Origin of the sequence: Mycoplasma todarodis (assembly GCF_965212735.1) — a bacterium.
In the GTDB taxonomy this organism is placed as follows: Bacteria; Bacillota_I; Bacilli_A; order Mycoplasmatales; family Metamycoplasmataceae; genus Mycoplasma_K; species Mycoplasma_K todarodis_A.
This window is the reverse complement of the sequence record NZ_CBDBYJ010000002.1, coordinates 174,301-198,272: the sequence shown is the minus strand read 5'-3', so window position 1 is coordinate 198,272 and position 23,972 is coordinate 174,301. Positions and strand designations below refer to the sequence as shown.

The window sequence follows — 23,972 nt, the reverse complement described above, 5'->3', positions numbered from 1 at the left end:
TTATGTATCTATTTAGTACCGAATATTCTATCTCCAGCATCACCCAGACCAGGCATAATGTATTTTTTATCATTAAGAATTGGATCTTTAGCTGCTAAGAAAATTTTAACTTCAGGGTGTTCTTCATGGATTCTATCAAGTCCTTCTTGTACACCTACTAAACAAACTAATGTTATGTTTGTGAAGCCATCTTTTTTCAATTGTGAAATTGCATCAGCTGCTGATACACCAGTCGCTAACATTGGATCAACAACTAACATTCTTGAATCTTTAGGAACAGCTGGCATTTTGTAGAAATACTCAACTGCTTCGAAAGTATCTTCATCACGATACATACCAATGTGTCCAATTCTAGCTTGTGGAACTAATTCTTCAATCCCTTGAACCATTCCAAGACCAGCTCTAAGAATAGGAACAATAACGATTTCTTTGTCGAAGTCGCTTCCTTCTGCAGTTGCACCTGTTGGTGTTGTAACTGTTCTTGGTTTCATTTCATAATCCATAAGAATTTCATATGTCATAAGTGACGCAATTTGATTTAGGTTTTTTCTAAATTGTAATGATGAACATTCTTTTGATCTCATTTTTGTTAACTTTTGCTCAATAAGCGGGTGTGATAATACTTTTACCATTTTAGGCCTCCATTTAATGTCTTTTTAATATTTTACACTAAGAAAAAGAAACTCACTTATAAAATGTAGATAACTCCTGTAAAAATAACACTCAAATTTCAAGATAATTATTAATAAAAAGTTATTTTTTATTGTATAAATTCAACAAAATTACTTTTTTTGATAAAATAATATTAAGAACTAGGAGAAAATATGAAAAAAGAAACTTTTTTATTCGCGATTGATTTAGATGGAACTCTGTTAGCAGACTCATCTAATGGTGCAATTCACGAAGAAACAATTGAAGCAATACAAAGAGCAAGAGATGAAGGACACATAGTATGTATTATTACTGGTAGACCTTGAAGAGCAACTAAAAACACTTATGAAAAACTAGGATTAGACACTATAGTAGGTAACTACAATGGTGCTCACATTCACAATCCATCAGATTATGACTTTAATCACTATATCAACTACTTAAACTTAAATGAAGTTATGTATATTTTAGGAGATGAAAAACTTAAAGCCGCTAAATCAAACTTAGCCATTGAAGGTCCTGGATGAGTTCAACTAGAAAAAGAAGATAAAGATTTAGCAAGAGTTTTTGGGTTTAATACAGCTTCAAAACTTAAAATAGGTATTGATATTGAAAAATTACCTCTTAAACCAACAGGTGTTATTTTTGATACAAAAGAAGGTGTTAATGTACCTGAATTAAAAGATTACTTAACAAGAAAATATGGAGATCTTGCAGAATTCTCTTCATGATCTAAAGGCGAAGGTTTAACTCCCGTATTTGATATAACTGGTGTTGGAGTTCAAAAATCTAAAGTTATTTCACTACTTTCAAGATACTACGATGTAGATATTGATAATGTTGTTGCATTCGGAGATGGTTATAATGACGTTTCTATGTTTAGTGTTGCTGGTATTGGTGTTGCTATGGCAAACTCTTCAAAAGACATCCAAAAAGAAGCATTAATTGTTACAAAGAAAACTAATAAAGAAGGTGGAGTTGGACATTTCATCAACAACTTCCTTGACAACACTGAAAAAGAAGTTGCAAAATATGCCAAAATAAGAAAAAGAAAATTTGAACGTAAAGAAAAAATTACTCCTTCTCATTAATTAATAATAAAAAAGAACTTCCGTTCTTTTTTTATTTATATTCATTCATTAATATACCACCCGCAATTGCCACATTAAGTGATTCAAATTCTATTGGGATATAAACTTTTATATCAGCTCTATCTATCATCGCTTGATCAATCCCTTGACCTTCATTACCCATAACTAATGCGAATTTTTCAGGTAATTCAATATCATCATATGTTTTTGCATCTTTATCCAATAATGATGCAATTATTTTATGATCATTCAAATAATCAAGTGCTTCCTTTGTGTGTATTAAATTGATTTTAAATATAGCTCCTTGCGAGGATCTTAAAGACTTATCTGAAAAAGGATCTGCACCTTGAACAATAACATCAGAAAAATCAAATGCTTTTGCAGTTCTTATTAAAGTACCTACATTACCTGGGTCTTGAACATTCCTCAATACCAACACTTTATTGCCTAATTCTCTTTCAGAGGGTTTCCTACAAACTGCAACAATACTTTGAGGTGTTACAGCACCAGTTATTTTTTTCATAACTGTTGTTGAAACTAAAATACCTTCAATTTGCGGGTCGGTTGTAATATATTCAACCACATTCCCAGATGCAGTCGCTTCATTTACAATGTTGTGTCCTTCAACCAAAAATAAACCTGAACTCATTCTTCCTTTTTTAGTTAATAATCTCGCTCATTGTTTAACTCTTGAATTTTCAAGTGATTTTATCATTTCTCTCATATTTTTTACCTCTACTCATCTGACATCTTGCTATCAGCTCGTAGTTCCTTTCTTAGTTCTTTTCAATCTGGTATTATTTTTTCTACTTCAACTCAAAATCTAGAAGAGTGATTAGGTTCTAAATGATGTGCTAACTCATGAACAATAACATAATCAATAACACTTTCTCTATAATGTGCTAATTTCGTAGAATAAATTATCCTATGTTCCTTAACATAATTAGATCCTCAAGTGCTTGTTTTATAAACAAATTTATTTGTATGAGTTGGAATATTCATTTTCTTTTCAAAATATATTTGCCTATTTTTTATGTACTTTTCAGCTTTGTCCTTAAGAATTTTTTTAATGTTCTTTTCTGTTCTTTCGTCAGAATTATCTTTTGATTTAATATATATTTTATTATCAATAATTTCTATTTTTGTTCTAGCGAAGCCAGTCAATCTTATTATTTGATATTTTCTACCAAACAGAAATAGAAAATCATCTTTCAACGAATATAGTTCATTAACTTTAACTTTTTTAGAATGTTCGTAGAATTTTAAAGCATGTTGGTCAACAAACGTCTTGATATCTACTAAACTAGTGTTTTTGGGTGCTGAGCAGACAACTTTAGCGCCATCCATCTTCAAGTACATATTTTTATTATTAGTTCTCTTGATGTCTATTTTGAATATTTTTCTGTCAAAGTAATAAGTTAAGGTTTCCATTAAATAATTATAAAGAAAAAAGACACTAATTATCTTAGTATCCGTTTAAAACTCTTTCATAATTTACTCTGTTCTTTTCAATATAAAATTTTTCAATTTCTGTTTCTTTCAATCCTACCAATTTTCCCATACCCATATAGATACCGAAAGCCTTAGCTAATTGTTCACCTGTAAACTCCGAATTCAATTTAGAAGTTTCTTCAAATAATGTTGATAATTGAATGTTTTGATCCTCAGATACAATAATAGGATCTACAACTGGGCTACCCCCAGCTTTTAATGTTAATGATAAAAAGAAGTGTATTCCATCAACAAATTCTTCTTTAACGTGATCTTCGTTAATATCCATTGTTTTTTTTCAATATTTGAAAGGTCTGATTTCATTTGCGAATTCTCCAATTTCGACAATTAGTGCGACAAGCTTTCTGTTTGTTAAGTCTTCGTTTTCAACTCCGTGTGCTTTTTCGATGTTTCTATCAAGCTCGGATTGCATATTTAGTATTCTTGTAAAGTCCATATAATTATTTTACATAAAAAAAGCAAACAATGTTTGCTTTTAAAATAAATTATTTTAATGCTGCTTTAGCTTCTTCAACAATCAGTTTAAAAGTTTCTGGTTGGTGGATTGCTAGTTCAGATAACATTTTTCTGTTAACTGTAATATCAGCTTTTTTAAGTCCATTGATGAATCTTGAGTAAGTTAGTCCCATTGGTCTAACTGCTGCGTTGATACGCGCAATTCATAATTTTCTAAAGTTTCTTTTAACTTGTTTTCTATCTCTGAACGCGTATGTTCATGATTTAACAACTTGTTGCTTAGCAACTTTGAAACCGATTGATTTGTGTCCTCAGTACCCTTTAGCAAGTTTTAGTCATCTTTTTCTTCTTGCTCTTGTAACTGTTCCGCCTTTAACTCTAGCCATTAGTTACCTCCTAGTACAGTCCCTTAAGTCTTTTCATGTCACCTTTTGACATAAGATCAGACTTACGAGATTGCCTTTTTTGTTTTGTTGATTTATTTTGTGCAAGGTGAGATCTATACGCTTGACCTCTTTTAACTTTTCCAGTACCTGTCACTTTAATACGCTTTGTTACAGCTGATTTTGTTTTCATTTTTGGCATTATTCAGCCTCCTTAGGTTTTTTCTTGTTATCCCTTTGAATATACATATCTAAGAACCTAGAATTTAGTTGTGGTTGCTTTGTAATCATTGCAACATCTTCAACTTCTGCAAAGAATCTTTTTAAAGTTTCATGTCCAAGCTCTTGACGAGCCATTTCACGACCTCTAAATTTAAGAGAAACTTTAACTCTATCTCCAGCAAGAATAAATTCTTTTGCCTTCTTAGCTTTAACTTTCAGATCATGATCACCAATCATAGGTGTTAATCTTACTTCCCTGTTGTTAGTAACAACTTGATTAGCCTTAGCTTCTTTTCTTTTCTTCTTACGTTCATATTTGAACTTTCCGTAGTCAAGAATTTTTGCTACAGGCTGTTTTGGGTTTGGAGAGATGATAACTAAATCAAATCCTTGTTCCTTAGCCTTTTCAATTGCTGCTCTTGTTGGCATAACTCCTAATTTTTCTCCATCGTTACCGATAACGAATACCTTAGGAAAGGGTATGTCTCTATTTACTAAATGCTCTGCTTTAGGTTTTTTTCTATTATGAATTCTAGCGATAATAAGCTCCTTCTATTGTAAAATTTAAAAAAGTGGTTCTAACCACTTCTCACAAACTACATATTGTGTAGCAAGACCCATGGTATAACCATCAGGTGAGAAGTAATCTACTTTTTGCAACACATGTTGCTCTTATAGTATAACAAAAAACTTTGAAAATGAGCATTTTTTTTACATGCATTACATGATAATATTAGTATATGAAATTAAATAATGAAAATATAGAAATAGAACTGAATAGCAACGCAGAAGTAAAATCAATAAAATTTAGAGGTATGGAAACACTTTATCAAGCTAATGAAAGCTGAAAAAAACAATTCCCTATTATTTTTCCATCATTAGGTTTTTCAAAAGGTTTCGAATATAAAGGTAAAAAATATGACATGCCAAAACATGGTTTTTGAAAGGAATTAGACTGACAAACATTCTTTGAAAATGGTGAAATGTTGTCTGTCGCAACCTTAATAGATCCTGAAAAATTCCCTTTTATGATTGATATCATACAGAGAATTGGATTAGATGGAAACTCTTTATATATTAATTATGAACTTGCAAATCTAAGTAAAGAAGATGCTTTTTTCCAATTCGGAATTCACCCAGCATTCAAAATACAAGATAGTTCATATATAAGAAATATTCCTGAAACAAACATAATAAATATGAATGGTGAATTAGAAGATAAACAAATATCAATCGATAAATTTCCATTAAGTGGTTTAAGTTTCGGTGAAGATTACGATACATTAATAGCAAAAGATATAGAGAAAAAGAAAATTAGTCTTGTTACTAATGACTATACAATGAATTTCCTTTTTGATTCTCCACACTTACAAGTATGAAAACCAAAAAATGATAACTTTGTATGTATTGAACCTTGATATGGAACAAATGACGCATGATACGATGCACCAGCAGATGTTACTAAAAAAGATGGAATCATAGAACTAAAAAGAGGAATGATTTGATCAGCAACATTTGAAGTTGCATTTAGACAAAACAAAAAAGCGAAATAATCGCTTTTTTTATTTTATCCCTAATCTATTAAATACAATATCAATATTTCTTGAATAATGTTCAAAATTAAATATTGTATCAGCTTGAGCTTTTGTAATTATTTTTGCTTTTAGCAATTCTTCTTTAAAGTCCTTTTTATTTGAATAACAATCGATTGCAATAGGTTGCACCTTGTCATATGTCTCTTCACGAGTTAAACCATTCTCTGAAATTATTGTAAGCATAACTCTTTGAGAGAATATCGCACCATGTGTTAATCCAATGTTTTCTTTCATTTTATCTTTATTAACTTTAAGATTATTAAGAACTCTATTAAGTCTTCTTAACATATAAGAAATTAGTGTTGTCGCATCTGGAAACATAACTCTTTCATTTGATGAATGAGATATATCTCTTTCATGTCATAAAGGAATGTTTTCTAATGCAGGGATTGCAAAACCACGTAGTAATCTTGAAAGACCTGAAATATTTTCAGCGGAAATCGGATTTTTCTTATGTGGCATTGCTGAAGAACCTTTTTGTCCTTTAGCAAACCCCTCTTCTACTTCTCCAACTTCTGTTCTTTGTAAGTGCCTTAATTCAACAGCAATCTTATCTAATGTAGATCCTATTAACGCAATTGTAAAAATGTATTCAGCATGTCTATCTCTTTGCAATGTTTGTGTAGAAATTTTAGAAGAACCAATCCCCAATTGTTCACATACATAATCTTGAATATCAGGGTCGATATTGGCATAATTACCAACAGCTCCTGAGATTTTTCCAAACTCAATACCTTTCGCAGCATTATTGAATCTTTCGATATTTCTTTGCATTTCTTCATATCAAAGAGCAACTTTATATCCAAATGTTGTTACTTCACCGTGGATACCATGTGTTCTTCCAATTTGATATGTATATTTATTTTCTAATGCAATTTTTTTTAAGGTTTCTGAAAAGTTAATTAAGTCTTTTCTTATTACTTCGTTTGCTTGTTTAATTCTATAACCGAATGCAGTATCAACCACATCAGTTGAAGTTAATCCGTAGTGAACTCATTTTCTTTCTTCGCCCAATGATTCTGAAACAGATCTTGTGAAAGCAATAACATCATGCCTTGTAATAGCTTCTATTTCTTTGATTCTTTTTAAATCAAATTTTGCATTTTCGAATAGTTTTTTAATATCTTCACTAGGAATTTCATTTTTTAAAACTGAAAAAGCTTTAGCAGTAAATAATTCAACTTTTAATCACGAATCATAGAAATTTTCTTCACTTCAAATTTTATTCATTTCTTCTGTACTATATCTTGAAATCATTTTTTCTCCTTAAAGTGTTATTTCTTAATTTCTATTGTTTGTTCTCTATCTGGTCCAACTGAGAAAATTGTTACAGGAACATTTGTTAATTCTTCAATTTTCTTAATATAAGCTTTTGCATTTTCAGGAAGTTCTTCAAATGTTTTTACACCAGTTGTATCCTCTTGTCATCCTGGCATCTCTAAGTATTTAACTTGAACTCTTTCATATTCTTTGTTTGAACCTGGTATGTAATCAATTTCTTTACCATCAAGTTCGTATGAGTATCCAATTTTAATAGTTTCTCTATTATCAAGAACATCAAGAAGAGTAACAGTTAATTCTGTTAATCCAGAAACTCTGGCTGAGTGATTAAGAACTACAGTATCTAATCAACCAACTCTTCTAGCTCTACCTGTAACTGTTCCGTATTCTCTACCTCTTTCACGAATATCAGCATTAATTTCTTCTTCCATGATTTCAGTAGGTAATGCACCAGTACCAACACGTGTTGTATAAGCTTTAACAATACCAATTGTTTGTGCAACGTGTTTTGTTGAAAGTCCAGCATATAAAGGAATTGCTGAAGCTGTTGGTGAAGAAGAAGTTACGAATGGATAAGTACCATTATCAATACACAGCATTACACCTTGTGCCCCTTCGAAAACAACATCTTTACCAGCTTCTATTTCTTTCGCAAGTAACGAACCTGTTTCAACAACTCTATCTTTCAAGATAGCTGCATATTCTTTGTATTCTTCAAAAATTTCTTTTGCAGTATATGTTTTTAAATCAAATGCTTTAAGAACTCTATTTTTAATAACTAATGCATCTTCTAATTTTTCTAAAAATACTTCTTCATTGATAAAGTCGCCAAATCTAATTCCAATTCTTGCGTATTTATCTTCATAACAAGGTCCAATCCCTTTTTTAGTAGTACCAATTTTTTTCTCTGGACCTTTTAATTCTTCGAATGCTCCATCTAAATCTAAGTGATATGGAAGGATGACATGAGCTCTATCTGAAATCAATAGTTGGAAATCAGTAATTCCTTTTGATTTTAATTCAGCAATTTCATCTAAAAGCATTTTTGGATTAATAACCATCCCTTGTGCCATTATGTTTTTTGTTTTTGGATTAAATACTCCTGAAGGAATATGTTTTAAAGCATACTTCTCTCCACCAAATTCAATCGTATGACCAGCATTGTTTCCACCTTGGTATCTAACAACTAGATCAGCTTTCTGTGCAAGGTAATCTGAAACCTTACCTTTTCCTTCGTCACCTCATTGGGCTCCAATTACAACTTTTGTTTTATACATTTTTCTCCTTAAAATGGGATATTGATATTAGCGGCATTTACGGTGCCTTGTAGAAACACTCAACCATATTATGAGTATAAATATCCACCAAAGTATTATATACTTTTAAACTAAAAGAAACTATTTAAATATAAAAAAATGTTCATTTTTAATTGAACATTTTTATCCACGTTTGTTTTTCTTGAATGGAATACCCAATTGTGTGGGGAAACCATTTGTTTTAGAAATGAATGGTAGTATAACCATTGGTATTAAATAAGGTATTGAACGCATAATAAATATTAAGGGAATATTTTTATTATAAATATATAAGAAGTTGTAAAATAATCCAATAAGAATACTCATAACGAATGTAACAAATAAATAATTCTTAAATTTTCATTTACTTAAAATAATTATCCCTAAAGAAATATAGCCTAAACCTGCTGCAGCAGATAATCCATTGTAATAACCTCCATTAGTTCAAACGGACCAGAAAAATACCAAGAAAACTCCCGCAAAAGAAGCTACCACCCCTGCAATAAAAGCAATTTTTAATTTTTCAATAAAAATGTTTTTACCAGAACTTTGAATTACATGAGGGTTTTCCCCTATAGCATTTAGAGTTAGTCCGAATTTAGTTTTAAACACAAAGAATGATATTATCGCAATTATCACAATAGAAATAATTAAGAATACCACAAACAACAAGTTGTATCCATGACTCATCATAGACAACATGTCAGGTATTGGTAATCCAAATCCACCCTCTGTAAATTTATTTGATATCAAGAACAACATAGCCGGCAAGACGATATTGAAGCCAATAGTAACTAATGCTTGATTCCCCTTTAAAAATGTAATTAACACTTGTAAAAATACTCCCGTTATACCCGATATAATCATCGCCATTATTATTGAAGGTACAAATGCAGAATTTTGCCCACCAAACACTTTATAAAAAGCAAGAAATGAAAAAGCAGAAATGGTTAATAATGATTCAATACCAATGGCCATCGTTCCAGATTTCTCTAATATTCAACCTGCAGCGGTAGCAATCGAAATTATTGACATCATCAGTATTATTTGATTAAATATTTCCATTATCTTTTCAACCTCCTAATTATTTTTGTATTTTGTATTTTTGAATATACATTAGACTCGAACTTCTCGATTTTATGTCCAACTTTTAAATCGATTTTTTTGATACAGAAAGGTATTATTGCAACGGATATCATAAGGATACCAGTAATCATATCGATAGTTTGTGGATCGATATTTGCAATTGCTTGCATATAAGTGGTCGACCTATAAACCATAGCAAAGATGAAAGAATATGCATATATAGTAAATGGATTCGAAGTAATGATTAATGAAATAGCTATACCCGTCCAAACAATTGAAGGAGTGGCGGTAATAGAACGACTAAGTTGTCCCGACTCTTTCGAAAATAATTGAGCAAGCAATGCCAACACCATAATGGATGATGATAAGAATGTCGCTATAAAATATTTTTTAGTTATTTTAACACCCATTGTTTTTGCTAATTTTTCACCTTCTCCAACAATAATTATTTTCATACCGGTTGGCGTATACCTAAAGAAGAATCAAACTAATATAGGGATTATAATTGCTGGAATTATGAAAACGGTTAATTCTCCTTCACCAGAATGGAAGTTTGTTAGTTTACCCATTTCAGCAAGATTACCAAAGTTATCCATTCATGAAACTGAACTAGATTGAGAACCCATTACAGCCTTATATATAAATAGTGCTATAAAGTTAAACATTAATCCAAATGCAACCTCATTAACATTAAACCTTACTTTTAAAGCTAGAATTGCCCCTGAAAGTGTAAACATAACAATAATTCCAACGATACATCCAACGAATACTTTTGTCGAACCACTTCCACTTGTTGAATAACTTGATAAATAAATACAGAGAATTGCAATAAGAAATTTTCCTGGTGCAGCAACATCAAAAATACCAACCTTTTTCAATATAAGCATTGCCGTAGAAATTAAAATTATTATTGTCATTTTAGTTAATAACTTCTCAATAAATAATGGTCCATCAAACGAAGAGAATAATCCATCGAAAAATATTGATCAATTTTGTGTAATTGCAGAAAATATCATGTATGTAATTAATATCGAAAATATTAATCCGAATATGTTTGTAAATTTTCTCATTATATCAACAACTCCATTATTCTTTTTTCAGTAATATTTTTTTCAACAATACCACGCACTTCACCCTCGCTTATGACATAAACTTTATCGCAAACATCAACTAATTCTTTTATTTCTGAAGAGTATAGTAAAACCCCTTTGTTTTGATCTTTGTATTCAATAATTCTATTGTAAATATTATTGATAGCATTTATATCCAACCCTTTAGTTGGTTCAGCAAAAACTAACAATTTTGGGTTTGCAGTTATTTCTCTACCCACCACAATTTTTTGAAGATTACCTCCAGATAATTGAATAGCTAACTTATTGACTGATTGAACCCCTCTTATATCAAAATCTTCAATAATTTCCCTTGCTTTCTTTTTAGCTTTTCTATAATTGAAAATAAAATTAAGGAGGAAATACTCTTTTTTATTAACTGTATTTAAAACTAAATTTTGGAATATAGGTAGATTTTTAGCGATGGAATGCTTTAATGTTTCCGCAGGGACATAACCCATACCCATTTCATGCCTATTTTTTATGGGAAGCTTTGTAATATCGCTATCCAAAAAAGAAATTTGTCCTTTTGCTACCTCTTTTTCTCCAACGATCGCTTCGATTAATTCATGCTCTCCATTCCCATCAATTGAAGCAATACCAACTATTTCTCCCTCATGTATTTTTAATGAAATGTCATCAATAGTCCTCTGTTGATTTTTACCCTTAATGGAAATATTTTTAACATCAAGTATCTTTTTACCTATATTACTGGTTGTTTTTTTGATATTGGTTATTTTTCTTTGGCCAACCATAGCTTTAACCAACATGTCTTTAGTATTATTTTTACCATAAAAAGTTTTGGTCAACTTACCTTTTCTTAGCACTGAAATAACATCACTTAACTCAAGTACTTCTTCCAGTTTGTGAGAAACAAATATAATGGTTTTCATTTCCTTTTTCATTTGTTTCAATAACTTTATTAGATTTGTAATTTCTTTTTTATTCAAAATGGCGGTTGGTTCATCCAAAATTATTACTTCACTTCCCCTATATAACATCCTTATTATTTCCACAAGTTGTTTTTGTCCTAATGTTAAATCAGATATTTTTGCTTTTAAAGAAATTTCAATTTGATATTTCTTCAGTATATCCTTTAATTCTTTTTCGACAATTTTTCTATCTATAATATATTTTGTTTTATCTAGTGATGAAGCAATAACGTTATCAATAACTGTTGTATTTTCAATGATATTAAAATGTTGAGGCACAACGTAAATCCCATTTTTTTTCGCTTTTTTTGGATTTAATTTTACTTTGTTATCGTTTATGAAAATCTCACCACTTGTAGGTGTAAGGATTCCTTGTAATATAGAAATTAGTGTAGATTTACCTGCACCATTTTCACCTAATAAAGTATGGATTTCACCAGGCTTGAATTCTATATCGATATTGTCATTAGCTATTAATTCGCCAAATCTCATAATGATATTTTTAAGAATTATTTTTTGCATTAGTTTTCCTTAAGATATTTTTTCAAAAGAGTAAAATAACCCTTGTGAACATGGTTTATATTTTCCTCAAATTGTTCGTTGCTATCTTTTGCATTTTCTAAGAAAATATTGTCTGAGATTGTTCTAAGACCAATAAATGGAACATTGAATGCATAACAAACTTGAGCGACCGCAGTGGATTCCATATCTATTGAAGATATTTCAATTGGGTTTGATAATATTGCCTCAGCTAATACAGCTTGCGATGATAAGAATGATTCACTACATACAAAATTACCAACTTCATGAATTTCCGGATTCATGATTTTTTTAAATTTTTCTTGAAGTTTTCCATCCGTTTTATAAACTTCCGGCATATAAGGTACTTGACCTTTTTTTCAACCCTCAACTGTATTTTCAGAATAATTCAACTCATCTGAAATAACTGTTTTCATAATACCTTGATCCTCTCTACCAGCACCCGACGAACCAACATTAATAACTTCTTTTATATCTTTTTTATATCTTTGAAGAACAATGGCGGTTGCTAAAGACGCATTTGTTCTACCAATATTTGTTTTGTATAAAATGACTTCTCTACCTAGAAGTTCCACTTCATAAATTGTTAAATTTGCAACTTTAATTTCTTTTTTGATTTTTGATTCTTTTAAAATAGGATTTAATTCTTGATCCATGGCAGCGCCAATTACTATTAATTTATTCATATTATTCTGGCACCTGTGTTACATCATTAACCTTAACATCTAAAGCATTTTTTCAGGCTCCTGTGCTTGGTTTATAAATGTCGTTTATATCTTTTTGGCTGATGATTCCTCCAGTAAGATCCATTGTTCCATCTGCAATACCACCTTTGAAAAATCTTTCCTTTTTATTTAACTTAGTCATATCAAAGTTATTTTTCTTTAGTGTTTCAAGAACTTTAGCAACACCAATACCTATATGTTTTCTTATTGATAATAGAACTTGATCTTTTGATAATGGGAATTGCTTTGTTGCATCGATGTCTGTACCAATTCATGGTAATTTATTTCCACTCTTAGTTTTATTGAATTTAATTGCATTTTCTGGAGAACCAATAACTACATCAGGTTTATTTGAAATTAATCTATTTCACACTGTTTGATATTTAGTATCCGCAGAATTTCAAGCTTGAGCAAAGAAATCTTTATCATGCCCGTTTCCACCAATTATTTCAATTGCATCTTTTTGAGATATTTTATTAACTTTCTCATAATATTTCATTCCATTAATTATTCCATAAAGAAAATCAGTAACAGATGAGAATCTATAACCAAAAACATATCCGAATTTTAGTTTTCCATCTTGGAAAGCTTGTTTTGATTTAAATTCTGGAGAATGCATATGCTTAGCAACTAAATACCCTCCTAAAAATGCTCCTTCTTGTGCTTTTGCTGAGACTGATGCAATATGTTTGTTTGTAGTTGAACTCTTATCTTGGTCAACTGATATTAAATTAGGTGTTTTATTTTCACCGAGAACTTTTGAAATTTTCTCTGGATCCATTGCAAATGAACCTAAGACGAAATTTTTAACCCCACGAGCTTTTAGTTCCTTAATTTTATCTGCATGTGAAGATGTTGTATCTTCTTTAACATTGGTTGCAAAACCTGTTGCATCAGCGCCTTTGATACCTGTCAATATACCACGTGAAAATGAGTTTGTTTTTAAGTTAGTTGTCTTATCCATTAAAAGGGCAGTTTTACCCATTTCTTGTTTATCACCACATGATACTACCGCTGCGATTGGTATAATAAATGTCGATACGGCTGTAACCGCACCTAATGCTATTCTTTTTTTAGTCATATTAATATGCTCCTTGTTTGTATTTTTTTAAACGGAAGGATATTTTTAAAATAAGTCATCTGACATTGGGAAATATTTACGGTATTTCGTAGAAACGCTTACCCATATTGTAAGCTTAAATATCATTCCACTTTAATATTATCATATAGTTCACAATAAAAACTAAAAGTGAAATAATAATAACAAGTGCCTTATAAATGGTCTTAGTAGTATAATTTAAAAGCCACTATTAGAGCCGGTGTCGAGCGTTAAGTATCAAAAGACGGGAGTATAGCTTTTGAGCGAACTACATTTATGTAGGCGGTGAAACACTTCATCCACTAATGGTTATGTATAGTGGCTGGACTACTATATGAATCTTATACAATCAATTTTTAATAACAGAAAGAATACAAGTAATAAAGTATTGAAAACTTATTTAGATAAGCTTAATTTATTATGCGATTTTAAAATCATCAATGTTGTTGGTACCAATGGTAAAGGTAGTGTCTCACATTACTTGACTGAGAATTTAAAACAAAAATTAACTGTTGGAACCTTCACTTCACCGCATATTTTCGAAGCAAACGAAAGAATACAAGTTAACGGAGAGAATATATCAACACCTCAATTAGAAAAATATATTTCAAGATATAAAGACAAAGATATCCACTTTTTTGGAATTATGTTTCTTTGTGCAATAGAATATTTCAATGATATGAATTGTGACGTCGTTATTTTAGAAGCTGGTATCGGCGGAAAACACGACCCTTCAAATATTTTAGATGGTGATATAGGAGTTATTACTTCTGTAGGTTATGATCACATGGAAATATTCGGAGAAACATTACAAGATGTTATGAATGATAAAATAGGAATTATTAATAATGGAATGCATTTTTATTCAGGAAGCGAGTTAGGTGTCATGAATAAATGCATAACTGAAAAAGCAAATGAATTAAATAGTAAGCATTTCATAGTAGACAATCAAGCGAAACACTACAAAACAAGGAATCAACTCTTAGTTAAGGAAATACTTAAAAATGAATTTGATATAGTTGCGAATTTTAATGAACCACTTGGGAGAGCAACATTACAAAAAATCAATAATACAATAGCAATCCTTGATGTTGCACATAATGAAAATGGTATTTTAGCAACTTTAGAATATTTAAAAGATAAACAAATTCCTTTTGAACAAGTTGTTATCACAATAGCAAAAAGAAAAGACTTTTCTAATCTCCAAAACATTTTTAAAGACAAAGATATTTTTGTATACACATTAAACGATTCCTTTATTTTGGCAAAAGATATAGAAGCAAAAGATATTAATAATTTAAAAGCTTTTTATAATAAACAAAATAAAAACACTTTATATATCGGTAGTTTCCATTCAATAGGGAGTATTTTAAAAAATGAATAAAGAAAATAATGAAAAAGACTTACCCAAAGAAGGTAAATGAAAAAGATTTGTCGATAAATACATAAGAATCTCAATTTATGAGATGGTATTAGCAGGTATTTTTGTTGGATTATTTATAATTTCAGGGTTATTTATAAATATAAAAATACAAGGTGTTATGAATGTAGGTATAACATTCATATTCTTAATAATATTTGGTTTAATTTTCGGGCCTGTAAAAGGGGTCTTTATAGCTTTAATTGCCGACACTATAACCTTATCACTAGGTAAATACGGTATTGGTGCTTGAATGTGGGAATACGAGATAATAACTGTTGGAATTCCTATCATGGCATGATTATTTAAACATATGTTTAATACAAAACAGAAGAATTGATGGATATCAATGATTGTAGTTAATTTAATTGCAATCATGGGTGTACTCGCGGTTATTATAATCTCATATGATAATCCCTTAATACACAAAGCCTCTAAAAAAACATTAAAATTTGATACAAATACCCAAATAATGATTTACACAATCTCAGGTTTATTTGCATTCATTCAACTAGGGATGTTCATATTGTATGGTTTCAAGAAAAATGAGAATTTAAAACTCTTAATTTCCATAACGACTTTAGTAACTATGATAATCATTGTTTGAATTTGAATTTGAGGCCCTATTGCTTATGTAAGGTTCTTACAAAGACTTTCAAACCAAGGACATTCTCGTTATCCAACTTCACATTACACTTATGAAAGATATTATCAAATAGCTTTATGAGCAAGAATACTTAAAACCCCAATCATAATTCCAATTTATGTATCTATTTTAATTCCACTTTACAAAGCTTGTGAATTAACGGTTAACAAATTTGAAAAAAATAAATATTAATTAAAAAAATACACACATTTAAGTGTGTATTTTTATTATTTATAGACTTTAGTTCCAGCTTCTCCTGAAAGAATTTTACCTGCAAGTTTTAAATCACCAATATAAGCATTTTTACCAGTTCTTTTTACGTAACCGGCAACCGCTTCTACTTTTGGACCCATTGATCCAGCTGGGAATTCTCCTGCTGCAATATATTTTTCAAGTTCTTCTAAACTAATTTCTGAAAGAGGGTTTGCATTCTCTTTACCAAAGTTAATAATTATTTTATCAACAGCTGTTAGGATGATGAATGTGTCAGCATCAACTAATTCAGCCATTGTAGCAGATGTGAAATCTTTATCGATAACAGCATCAATACCAATTAAATCATTATTTTCTTTGTAAACAGGAATACCACCTCCACCACCTGCGATTAATATTACATTATCATCAGATAGTTTTTTAAGAATGTTTTTTTCAACAATATCAATAGGTTTTGGTGAGGCAACCACTCTTCTTCATCCTCTACCAGAATCTTCTTTTACAATTCAACCATTTTGTTTTGCCAACTCTTTACCTTGTTCCTCTGTTAAGAAAGGTCCAATTGGTTTTGTAGGCTCTTTGAAAGCCTGTGAATTTTTATCAACAATAGTTTGAGTTATAACAGAAGCTACTTCTCCTTCGATATTTCTTTTGTTTAATTCATTTTTAATAGCGTTTTGAATATGGAATCCAATATATCCTTGAGACATTGAACCACATTCTGGGAAAGGCATTGCTTCATTAACAACCTTTTCATTTAAAGCACCACCAAATGCATTGTTAATCATTCCGACTTGAGGACCATTACCGTGTGCAACGATAACACTGTGCCCTGCAGCAAAAAGATCTACAATAGCTTTTGCTGTTTCTTTAACAGCTTCTTTTTGTTCTATATAATTTTTACCTAAAGCGTTTCCACCTAGAGCGATTAATATTTTTTGTTTTTCCATGTTGTCGCATTAGAATAGACTATGTCCAGCTTGTGCGATACCTCCTATGATTAACATCATTGCAAATGATAATACTAATAAAATAACAATGATTTTTCAAGTGTGTTTTAGTCATACGTTATAAGGAACATGTGACATTTTTGTATAAGCCATAAGTGCTGCTGAAGTTGGAGAACATAAGTTCACAACCCCTTCCGCAAATATGTATGCAAATATTATTAATCCAAGAGCTGATTTGTATGCTTGGATATGTGCAGCATCAGGGTGTAAGTCATTTCCACCAAAGGCTTTTGCGGCAATTGAAGCAAATATAGGAATAAATGCTGAACCGAATCCTGAAGTAGAAGGTAATAGGAATGATAATACTAGAGATAGTATGAAGATTACTACACCAAATCCTAATAATCCCATATTTCCTAGTCCTTTTGCAGAGTTAGCAATGTATGGTCCGATTAGTGTTTTTTCTAGGATAACCCCTAATCCTGAAGCAACAGCAATTAATAAACAAACTGATAAAACATCTTTTGATCCATCAATGAATGTATTAATATATGTTTCTTCTTTTGATTCTCCTTTTTCCACGAAATCTTTATGGTTAAGTAAGAATACAACAAATCCAATCATTAAGAATGCTGCGGATACAGATACTAAGTATCATTGACCTCATTGTGCTCATTGTCCATGAGTAGAAGCTAATCAGAACATTCCTTTGTTGTAGTTTGAATCTGCTTTAGTTAATGCTGATTCTCCAACTCAATCTGTTCAAGGTAAATATGAAAGAATCATAAATACAAATCCAAGAATGAATATAGTTAAAGTTAGTTTACGTTTTCATGTAAATTCAATGTCTCCATCGTTTTTCATGAAATCTCTTTCAACTGCTGATTCATCAATTCCTGTAACAACGATTTTACCTTTTTTAACTCTTAAAGCAAATCATGTAACAAATGCAATGGCAACTGCTTGGAAGATAGCAAACATTACTCATCTTGTTCCAAACATTACTGATTGTGATGTTGCAGCTTTTAAATCAGTATTACCGATAACGTCTTTTGCTGAACTGAATGCAATACCAGTAGCAAATGGGTTAATAGTAGATGCCAAGTTACCTGCACCCGCACCAATTAGGATTACGAATACAGCTGTGATTGGTCCAAATCCAGCTTTTTTAAATACTGGGATCAATATTGGGAAGAAGGCAACAGTTTCTTCTCACATACCGTAAGATGTTCCCCCTAAACCAAATATAATCATTAAAATCGGAACAATAATTATTTCTTTTCCGTTTAATTTTGCGACTACTCTCGCAATACCTGCATCAATAGCTTTTGTTCTAGCCATAAGTCCTAGAACACCACCAATACAGAGAATAAAGGCGATAATTTCAGCCTTAGCAACAAAACCATGCCAGATTGCAGGGAAAATATCTAATATCCCTAATCCTTGTAATGATTTTTGTGTTGCTACTAGGACACCTTTATCGTTTTTTTCTCAAACTTCAGTCTTAATACCTGCAGCATACATTATTCAAGACAATGCAATAAAAACAAGCATTATTAATATAATGATTGTAAAAGCTGTAGGCATTTTGAAAGAACGTTTTTTTCGTGCTTTCTTGGTCATTTCCATTGGAATGCCCCCTTTTTAAATTTTATTTCATTGTAGCAAGCATAATTGCTTTAATTGAGTGAAGTCTGTTTTCTGCTTCTTGGAAAGCTTTACAGTGTTTTGATTTAATAACCGCATCTGTAACTTCAAATTCACCATTTTTCATAGCAGGGTATTTATCACCATATTCTTTGGCTTTTGCGGCACCGATTTCAGTGTCTAAACCGTGGAACGCTGGTAAACAGTGTAAGAATATTGCATCATCCTTAGCCATAGCCATCATTTCCATGTTAACTTGGTAAGGGTGTAATAGATCTAATCTTGAAGTTCAGTCATTTTCACCCATTGATACTCAAACGTCTGTATAAATAACATCTGCGTTTGCAAGAGCTGTTTCTTTTTCTGAAATTTCAAACATTTCTACTGTTGAACCTTGTTCTGCAGCAATTTTTGTAGCTGTAGCAATTAATTCTGCTTCTGGTTGTAATGCTTTAGGTGCTAAACATACAAAGTTAACTCCTAATTTAGCTGAGGTAATCATTAGTGAGTTACCCATGTTATTTCTTCCATCTCCAACGTAAACTAATTTAAGTCCTTTTAAATCTTTACCTTTTTCTTCTTGAATTGTCATGAAGTCGGCAATCATTTGTGTTGGGTGTCATTCATCTGTCAGTCCATTTCAAACTGGAACACCTGATGTTTTAGCTAATTCTTCAACGTCTGATTGTTTGTAACCTCTAAATTGGATACCATCAAACATGCTTCCGAGAACTTTAGCTGAATCTTCAACAGATTCTTTTTTACCGAATTGTGAACCTGAAGGTCCTAGGTAAACTGTTTTCATTCCAAGATCATATGATGCTACTTCAAAAGCACACCTTGTTCTTGTTGAATCTTTTTGGAATAGAAGAGCAACTGATTTACCTTCTAATTCTCTATGTGGGATATTATTTTTCTTTTTTGATTTAACCTCGTGTGATAAATCTAGTAAGTAATTAATTTCTTCATTAGAGTAATCAATTAATTTTGTAAAATTTCTTCCTGATAACATTAAATGTCCTCTCTTTCTAATGGCATTGACATACAACGAGGTCCACCTCTACCAAGTGATAGTTCACTTGATGGTACAGCAATAACTTCAACTCCTGCTTCTGCTACTAGAGCATTAGTGATAACGTTTCTTTCGTAAACAACAATTTTACCTGGTGCAATTGCTAAACAGTTTGCTCCATCGTTTCATTGTTCTCTTTTAGCACGAACGATATCTCCACCACCAACTTGAATTACTTCTGTGTCAGGGTGTACATATTTTCTTAATAAGTTAAGAATGTGTGTGTTTTTAAATACTTCAAGTCCGTCTCTTGTGATTTCATAATATGTATAGTTTTCTTTGTACATATCTGGGTCAATTGAGAATAATGTTTTATCCATTTGTGTAAGGATTGTATCTAAGTGCATAGTTGCATGTGAGTGAGGTATTTCGATACCAATAACTCTTTTTAGATGGTCATATTTTTCAAATAGGATTTCGGCAAGTTCTTCAGCTGCTTTAGCTGTTGTTCTTTCTGAAATACCAACGAAAATTGTTTCTTTAGAAATAACTAGAACATCTCCACCTTCCATTGTTCCAATACTTGTTGGAAGAATATGGTTGTCGATATCCATGAAATCTGGATGGAATTTAAATACTATTTCGTAGTATAGTTTTTCTCTTTTCCTTGTTTCTCTATTCATGTTGTGTAAGCTCATTCCACCAAAGATTGATGCAATCGGGTCACGTTGGAATAAAATGTTAGGAATTGGATCAACATAGAATGGGTATTCTTGGTGTTGTTCAATATGGTCTGACAATTTATTTTTGAAATCTGGTTGGATTTCTGTTTTTTTAATACCAGCAATTGATGCATCTACCATTTTTTTATTGTCTTTAAATGATAATAGGTATTTTTTAACTGCAACTTTAACAGCTTCGTTTTCAATACCAGCTAACTCTACGTATCTATCAGCAAATATTTCTTTTGCTTCTGGTTTTAGAGTTAGTGCTTCAGCCACTTGTTCTTCAATGTATAATACTTCAACGCCGTTTTCTCTTAATTTAGATGTGAATACGTCGTGTTCTTGTTGTGCTACATCGGTGTACATAATACCGTCAAATAGCAGTCTTTCATATATTTCTGGGTATAATCTTTCTACTTCTTTACCTGGACGGTGAACTAAAACTTTTTTTAGTTTACCAATTTCTGAATTTACTTTAATTTTCATATTTTTCGCCTCCAAAAAAATTATACTCCCCTTTCAACTTATATATACAACTTATTTAAAATTTGTAGGTATAAGTTGAAAAAATTGTGTTTTACAAGAATTGATAAAAATTAAAAAAATATGAAAACTGCTAAAATTCAACTCTTTTTTTAATTTTTATATATAAGGGGTAAATCAAAAATATTCAAAAAAAATATTGTTATTTTTAAATATCTTTTTTGTTTTAAGTTGTTTTATATCTATTTTCGACAGCCCCTTACACATGTGCGTATACGTGCGCGTTAATATTTATATACCCAAAAAAACATTGATAAATATTTAAATTTAATGAAAAAAGAGGCGATGCCTCTTTTGTTTAGATATTCAATAATGTTTCTAATTCTTTTTTATACTTCTTGTATTTATCTTTTTCATTCTGAACTTTTTCAGGAGAAGCATTATTAACAAACCTTTCGTTTCCTAACATTCCTTCTGAACGTTTAATTTCACCTTTAAGACGTTTGATTTCTTGGTCTATACGTTTTTTTTCAGCTTCTTTCATTTCTTCAGTCATTTTAATATTAATATCAAAATCTTTTAGATTGAATAAAGCATCATCATTTAGTTCATATGAGGCATTAGCTAATTTAGAAATAAATAGTTTAGTTTTTTCATTTATCTCTTTTGTAGTTGAATAATTAACTTCTTGAGAGTTTGGTAAATTATGTATTACTCTGAATTCTCTAATTGATTTAACAACTTCAATAACATCATCTATATAATCAGCTTTTTCTGTTTCTATAGTTGGTCACTCTTGCTCAAATACAGTTCCTTCATTGAATTTAGATCAAATTTCTTCAGAAATAAATGGTAGAAGTGGTGCAATAATTATCAATGTTTTTCTTAGAACATCTTCAGCAACCTTTTTATTTGGTTGAGCTTTTGTCATCTCAATGTATCAAGATGAGAAGTCATTTTGAATGAAGTTGTAGATGTCTTTCCCGACAATTGTGAATTCATATTTATCCATACGAATAGAAACTTGTTTTTCTAATACTGATAATTTATCTAGAATTCATTTATCTGCATCAGTTATTTCATCTGTTGAATGTTCCATTACTTCAAGAATGTATCTTGAGATGTTTCATAATTTATTATTTAAGTTTCACGCAGCCTCTAATTTTTGAGGTGAGTAGTTAATATCATTACCAGGTGCTGAGTTAGTTAATAAGAATCAACGTAATGCATCAGCTCCGTATTTTTCAATAGTTTCCATTGGATCAATACCGTTACCCAATGACTTAGACATCTTACGTCCTTGTTCATCTCTAATTAACCCATGAATAAGAACATCTTTAAATGGTTTTTCGCCCATAAATTCAAGTCCTTGGAAATACATACGTGCTACTCAGAAGAATATAATGTCGTAACCAGTAACTAACACGTTTGTTGGGTAATATCTCTTAACATCCTCCATTGAGTTTGGTCATCCTAAGAAGGAGAAAGGAGCAATTCCAGAAGAGAATCATGTGTCAAGAACATCTTCATCTTGAACTCATCCTTCTCCAGGTTTTTCTACTTGAACTTTTGTTTCTCCGTCTTTATATCATGCAGGAATTCTGTGTCCTCATCATAATTGACGCGAGATTGTTCAATCGTAAACATTTTCCATTCAACGCTCAAGAGTATTTCTGAATCTATCAGGAACAAAATTAACTCCATCTTCGCCTTGTAAGTCTTCCATTAAGTCTTTTGCTAATGGAGCCATTTTAACGAATCATTGATCAGAAACAAGTGTTTCAACTGCAATACCAGTTCTTTCTGAATAACCAACATTATTCATAACTGTTTCTGTTTTAATAACTTTTTCTTCGTTTGATAATTTTTCAACAATTTTAAGTCTTGCTTCCATTCTATCGATACCTTGGAATTCACCAGCTAATTCATTCATTGTTCCGTCTTTTAAAATCGATTCTTTGATTTCTAAATTATTAGCTTTAATAATATCAATATCTATAGCAGCATGTGCTGATACTTTCATAGCACCTGTACCTTTATCAATTTCGATATATTCATCAGTAATAATTGGTAATTCATTACCAGTTAAAGGAGATAATGCAACCTTACCAACAAGATGTTTGAATCTTTCATCTTCTGGGTGAACTGCAACGGCAACATCAGAAGGCATTGTTTCAGGTCTTGTTGTGGCAACATTAAGGAATTCATCAGAATCTTTAACTTGATATTTAAAGTATCACATTGATGATTCCGTTTCTTTTCCGATTACTTCCATGTTAGAAAGTGCTGTTTGAAGTTCAGGATCCCAATTTATAGCTCTTTTACCCCTATAAATAAGACCTTTGTTATACATTTCAACAAATACCTTATTAACAGCTTCATTTGCACCTTTATCAAGAGTAAATCTTTCTTTTTTGTAATCAAGAGCAATACCTAATGTACCTCATTGTGTTCTGATTGTTGAAGCATACTCATCTTTTCACTCTCAAACTTTTTCAAGGAACTTTTCTCTACCAAGGTCATGTTTTGAAATACCTTGTTGTTGAAGTCTAACTTCAACTTTCGCTTGTGTAGCAATACCTGCATGATCCATACCTGGTAATCATAAAGTATCAAATCCTTTTAATTTCTTATATCTGATAATTGCATCTTGTAACGAAACATCTCATGCATGCCCAAGGTGTAATTTACCTGTAACATTTGGTGGTGGAAGAATGATTGTGAATGGTTCTTTAGATTTGTCGTGTTTTGAAAAAACTTCTTTATCTATTCACTCTTGATTCTTACCTTCTTCAACTTTTTTATGGTTATATTTTGTTTCCATCATATTTTTCTCCTTTGTCGCAAAAATAAAAAGAGTCTTATAACAAGGGGCTAACGTACCACCCTTGTATAGACT

At 30.9% G+C, this 23,972-nt stretch carries 23 protein-coding genes and 3 riboswitches; of the genes, 4 read left to right on the top strand and 19 right to left on the bottom strand.

Features of this window, described 5'->3' with window-relative positions; translation table 4 throughout:
- Positions 1 to 8 precede the first annotated feature (8 nt).
- Positions 9 to 632 carry a uracil phosphoribosyltransferase gene (gene upp, locus ACOMC1_RS02350; protein WP_420331035.1) on the bottom strand — a complete coding sequence of 208 codons (624 nt, stop codon included), beginning with the start codon at positions 630 to 632 and terminating at the stop codon, positions 9 to 11.
- Between the two features lie 192 nt (positions 633 to 824).
- On the opposite strand from upp, the gene ACOMC1_RS02345 reads away from it, so the two are divergent.
- Entirely contained in the window at positions 825 to 1,742 is a 918-nt protein-coding gene (locus ACOMC1_RS02345; RefSeq protein WP_420331034.1) for a Cof-type HAD-IIB family hydrolase, read from the top strand.
- Positions 1,743 to 1,773: 31 nt separating this feature from the next.
- On the opposite strand, the gene ACOMC1_RS02340 is transcribed toward ACOMC1_RS02345, so the two are convergent.
- From ACOMC1_RS02340 to infC, 6 genes are read right to left on the bottom strand one after another with little or no spacing between them, the layout of a single operon-like run.
- Positions 1,774 to 2,466 carry a TrmH family RNA methyltransferase gene (locus tag ACOMC1_RS02340; RefSeq protein WP_420331033.1) on the bottom strand — a complete coding sequence of 231 codons (693 nt, stop codon included), beginning with the start codon at positions 2,464 to 2,466 and terminating at the stop codon, positions 1,774 to 1,776.
- Between the two features lie 11 nt (positions 2,467 to 2,477).
- Positions 2,478 to 3,173 carry a M48 family metallopeptidase gene (locus ACOMC1_RS02335; RefSeq protein ID WP_420331032.1) on the bottom strand — a complete coding sequence of 232 codons (696 nt, stop codon included), beginning with the start codon at positions 3,171 to 3,173 and terminating at the stop codon, positions 2,478 to 2,480.
- 34 nt (positions 3,174 to 3,207) lie between these two features.
- Positions 3,208 to 3,690, bottom strand: a complete 483-nt coding sequence (locus ACOMC1_RS02330; protein ID WP_420331031.1) for a dUTP diphosphatase — start codon at positions 3,688 to 3,690, stop codon at positions 3,208 to 3,210.
- A 49-nt stretch (positions 3,691 to 3,739) separates the two neighbouring features.
- Positions 3,740 to 4,096 carry a 50S ribosomal protein L20 gene (gene rplT / locus ACOMC1_RS02325; protein ID WP_131613777.1) on the bottom strand — a complete coding sequence of 119 codons (357 nt, stop codon included), beginning with the start codon at positions 4,094 to 4,096 and terminating at the stop codon, positions 3,740 to 3,742.
- A 10-nt stretch (positions 4,097 to 4,106) separates the two neighbouring features.
- The gene (rpmI, locus tag ACOMC1_RS02320; RefSeq protein WP_420331030.1) at positions 4,107 to 4,295 is read right to left on the bottom strand and encodes a 50S ribosomal protein L35; all 189 of its coding nucleotides are present in this window, start codon (positions 4,293 to 4,295) and stop codon (positions 4,107 to 4,109) included.
- Entirely contained in the window at positions 4,295 to 4,813 is a 519-nt protein-coding gene (infC, locus tag ACOMC1_RS02315; protein ID WP_420331067.1) for a translation initiation factor IF-3, read from the bottom strand. Before infC ends, rpmI begins: the two co-directional genes overlap by 1 nt.
- Before the next feature lie 242 nt (positions 4,814 to 5,055).
- Between infC and ACOMC1_RS02310 the strand changes: the two genes are divergently transcribed.
- Positions 5,056 to 5,868 (top strand): hypothetical protein, encoded by an 813-nt coding sequence (locus ACOMC1_RS02310; RefSeq protein ID WP_420331029.1) that lies wholly within the window; start codon positions 5,056 to 5,058, stop codon positions 5,866 to 5,868.
- A 9-nt stretch (positions 5,869 to 5,877) separates the two neighbouring features.
- Here the strand turns inward: ACOMC1_RS02310 and purB are convergent, their stop codons facing one another.
- The 7 genes from purB to ACOMC1_RS02275 form a co-directional block, all read right to left on the bottom strand.
- Complete coding sequence (gene purB / locus ACOMC1_RS02305; protein ID WP_420331028.1) at positions 5,878 to 7,167, bottom strand: adenylosuccinate lyase; 1,290 nt, start codon at positions 7,165 to 7,167, stop codon at positions 5,878 to 5,880.
- Between the two features lie 17 nt (positions 7,168 to 7,184).
- Entirely contained in the window at positions 7,185 to 8,468 is a 1,284-nt protein-coding gene (locus tag ACOMC1_RS02300) for an adenylosuccinate synthase (RefSeq protein WP_420331027.1), read from the bottom strand.
- A gap of 7 nt (positions 8,469 to 8,475) precedes the next feature.
- Positions 8,476 to 8,572, bottom strand: a riboswitch (purine riboswitch).
- A gap of 58 nt (positions 8,573 to 8,630) precedes the next feature.
- Positions 8,631 to 9,551, bottom strand: coding sequence for an ABC transporter permease subunit (locus ACOMC1_RS02295; protein ID WP_420331026.1), 921 nt, complete (start codon positions 9,549 to 9,551; stop codon positions 8,631 to 8,633).
- Positions 9,551 to 10,642, bottom strand: a complete 1,092-nt coding sequence (locus tag ACOMC1_RS02290; protein WP_420331025.1) for an ABC transporter permease subunit — start codon at positions 10,640 to 10,642, stop codon at positions 9,551 to 9,553. The genes ACOMC1_RS02295 and ACOMC1_RS02290 overlap by 1 nt, the downstream gene beginning before the upstream one ends.
- Positions 10,642 to 12,135 (bottom strand): ABC transporter ATP-binding protein, encoded by a 1,494-nt coding sequence (locus ACOMC1_RS02285; RefSeq protein WP_420331024.1) that lies wholly within the window; start codon positions 12,133 to 12,135, stop codon positions 10,642 to 10,644. Before ACOMC1_RS02285 ends, ACOMC1_RS02290 begins: the two co-directional genes overlap by 1 nt.
- Complete coding sequence (mtnN, locus tag ACOMC1_RS02280; protein WP_420331023.1) at positions 12,135 to 12,839, bottom strand: 5'-methylthioadenosine/S-adenosylhomocysteine nucleosidase; 705 nt, start codon at positions 12,837 to 12,839, stop codon at positions 12,135 to 12,137. Before mtnN ends, ACOMC1_RS02285 begins: the two co-directional genes overlap by 1 nt.
- Position 12,840: 1 nt before the next feature.
- On the bottom strand, positions 12,841 to 13,959 hold the full coding sequence (locus tag ACOMC1_RS02275) for a BMP family ABC transporter substrate-binding protein (protein WP_420331022.1): 1,119 nt from the start codon (positions 13,957 to 13,959) through the stop codon (positions 12,841 to 12,843).
- Positions 13,960 to 14,004: 45 nt separating this feature from the next.
- Positions 14,005 to 14,102: riboswitch (purine riboswitch) on the bottom strand.
- Positions 14,103 to 14,187: 85 nt separating this feature from the next.
- A riboswitch (THF riboswitch) is annotated at positions 14,188 to 14,284 on the top strand.
- A gap of 27 nt (positions 14,285 to 14,311) precedes the next feature.
- Here ACOMC1_RS02275 and ACOMC1_RS02270 point away from each other — a divergent pair.
- Entirely contained in the window at positions 14,312 to 15,361 is a 1,050-nt protein-coding gene (locus ACOMC1_RS02270) for a Mur ligase family protein (protein WP_420331021.1), read from the top strand.
- On the top strand, positions 15,354 to 16,235 hold the full coding sequence (locus ACOMC1_RS02265; RefSeq protein ID WP_420331020.1) for an ECF transporter S component: 882 nt from the start codon (positions 15,354 to 15,356) through the stop codon (positions 16,233 to 16,235). Before ACOMC1_RS02270 ends, ACOMC1_RS02265 begins: the two co-directional genes overlap by 8 nt.
- A 35-nt stretch (positions 16,236 to 16,270) precedes the next feature.
- Here the strand turns inward: ACOMC1_RS02265 and arcC are convergent, their stop codons facing one another.
- From arcC to ACOMC1_RS02240, 5 genes are all read right to left on the bottom strand, one after another.
- A complete protein-coding gene (gene arcC, locus ACOMC1_RS02260) occupies positions 16,271 to 17,206 on the bottom strand; it encodes a carbamate kinase (RefSeq protein ID WP_420331019.1) in 936 nt (311 codons plus the stop codon).
- A 9-nt stretch (positions 17,207 to 17,215) separates the two neighbouring features.
- Positions 17,216 to 18,829, bottom strand: coding sequence for a hypothetical protein (locus ACOMC1_RS02255; protein ID WP_420331018.1), 1,614 nt, complete (start codon positions 18,827 to 18,829; stop codon positions 17,216 to 17,218).
- Between the two features lie 28 nt (positions 18,830 to 18,857).
- On the bottom strand, positions 18,858 to 19,865 hold the full coding sequence (argF, locus tag ACOMC1_RS02250) for an ornithine carbamoyltransferase (RefSeq protein WP_420331017.1): 1,008 nt from the start codon (positions 19,863 to 19,865) through the stop codon (positions 18,858 to 18,860).
- Entirely contained in the window at positions 19,865 to 21,076 is a 1,212-nt protein-coding gene (locus ACOMC1_RS02245; protein ID WP_420331016.1) for an arginine deiminase, read from the bottom strand. The genes argF and ACOMC1_RS02245 overlap by 1 nt, the downstream gene beginning before the upstream one ends.
- Before the next feature lie 355 nt (positions 21,077 to 21,431).
- Positions 21,432 to 23,900 carry a valine--tRNA ligase gene (locus ACOMC1_RS02240; RefSeq protein ID WP_420331015.1) on the bottom strand — a complete coding sequence of 823 codons (2,469 nt, stop codon included), beginning with the start codon at positions 23,898 to 23,900 and terminating at the stop codon, positions 21,432 to 21,434.
- Positions 23,901 to 23,972: the final 72 nt, after the last annotated feature.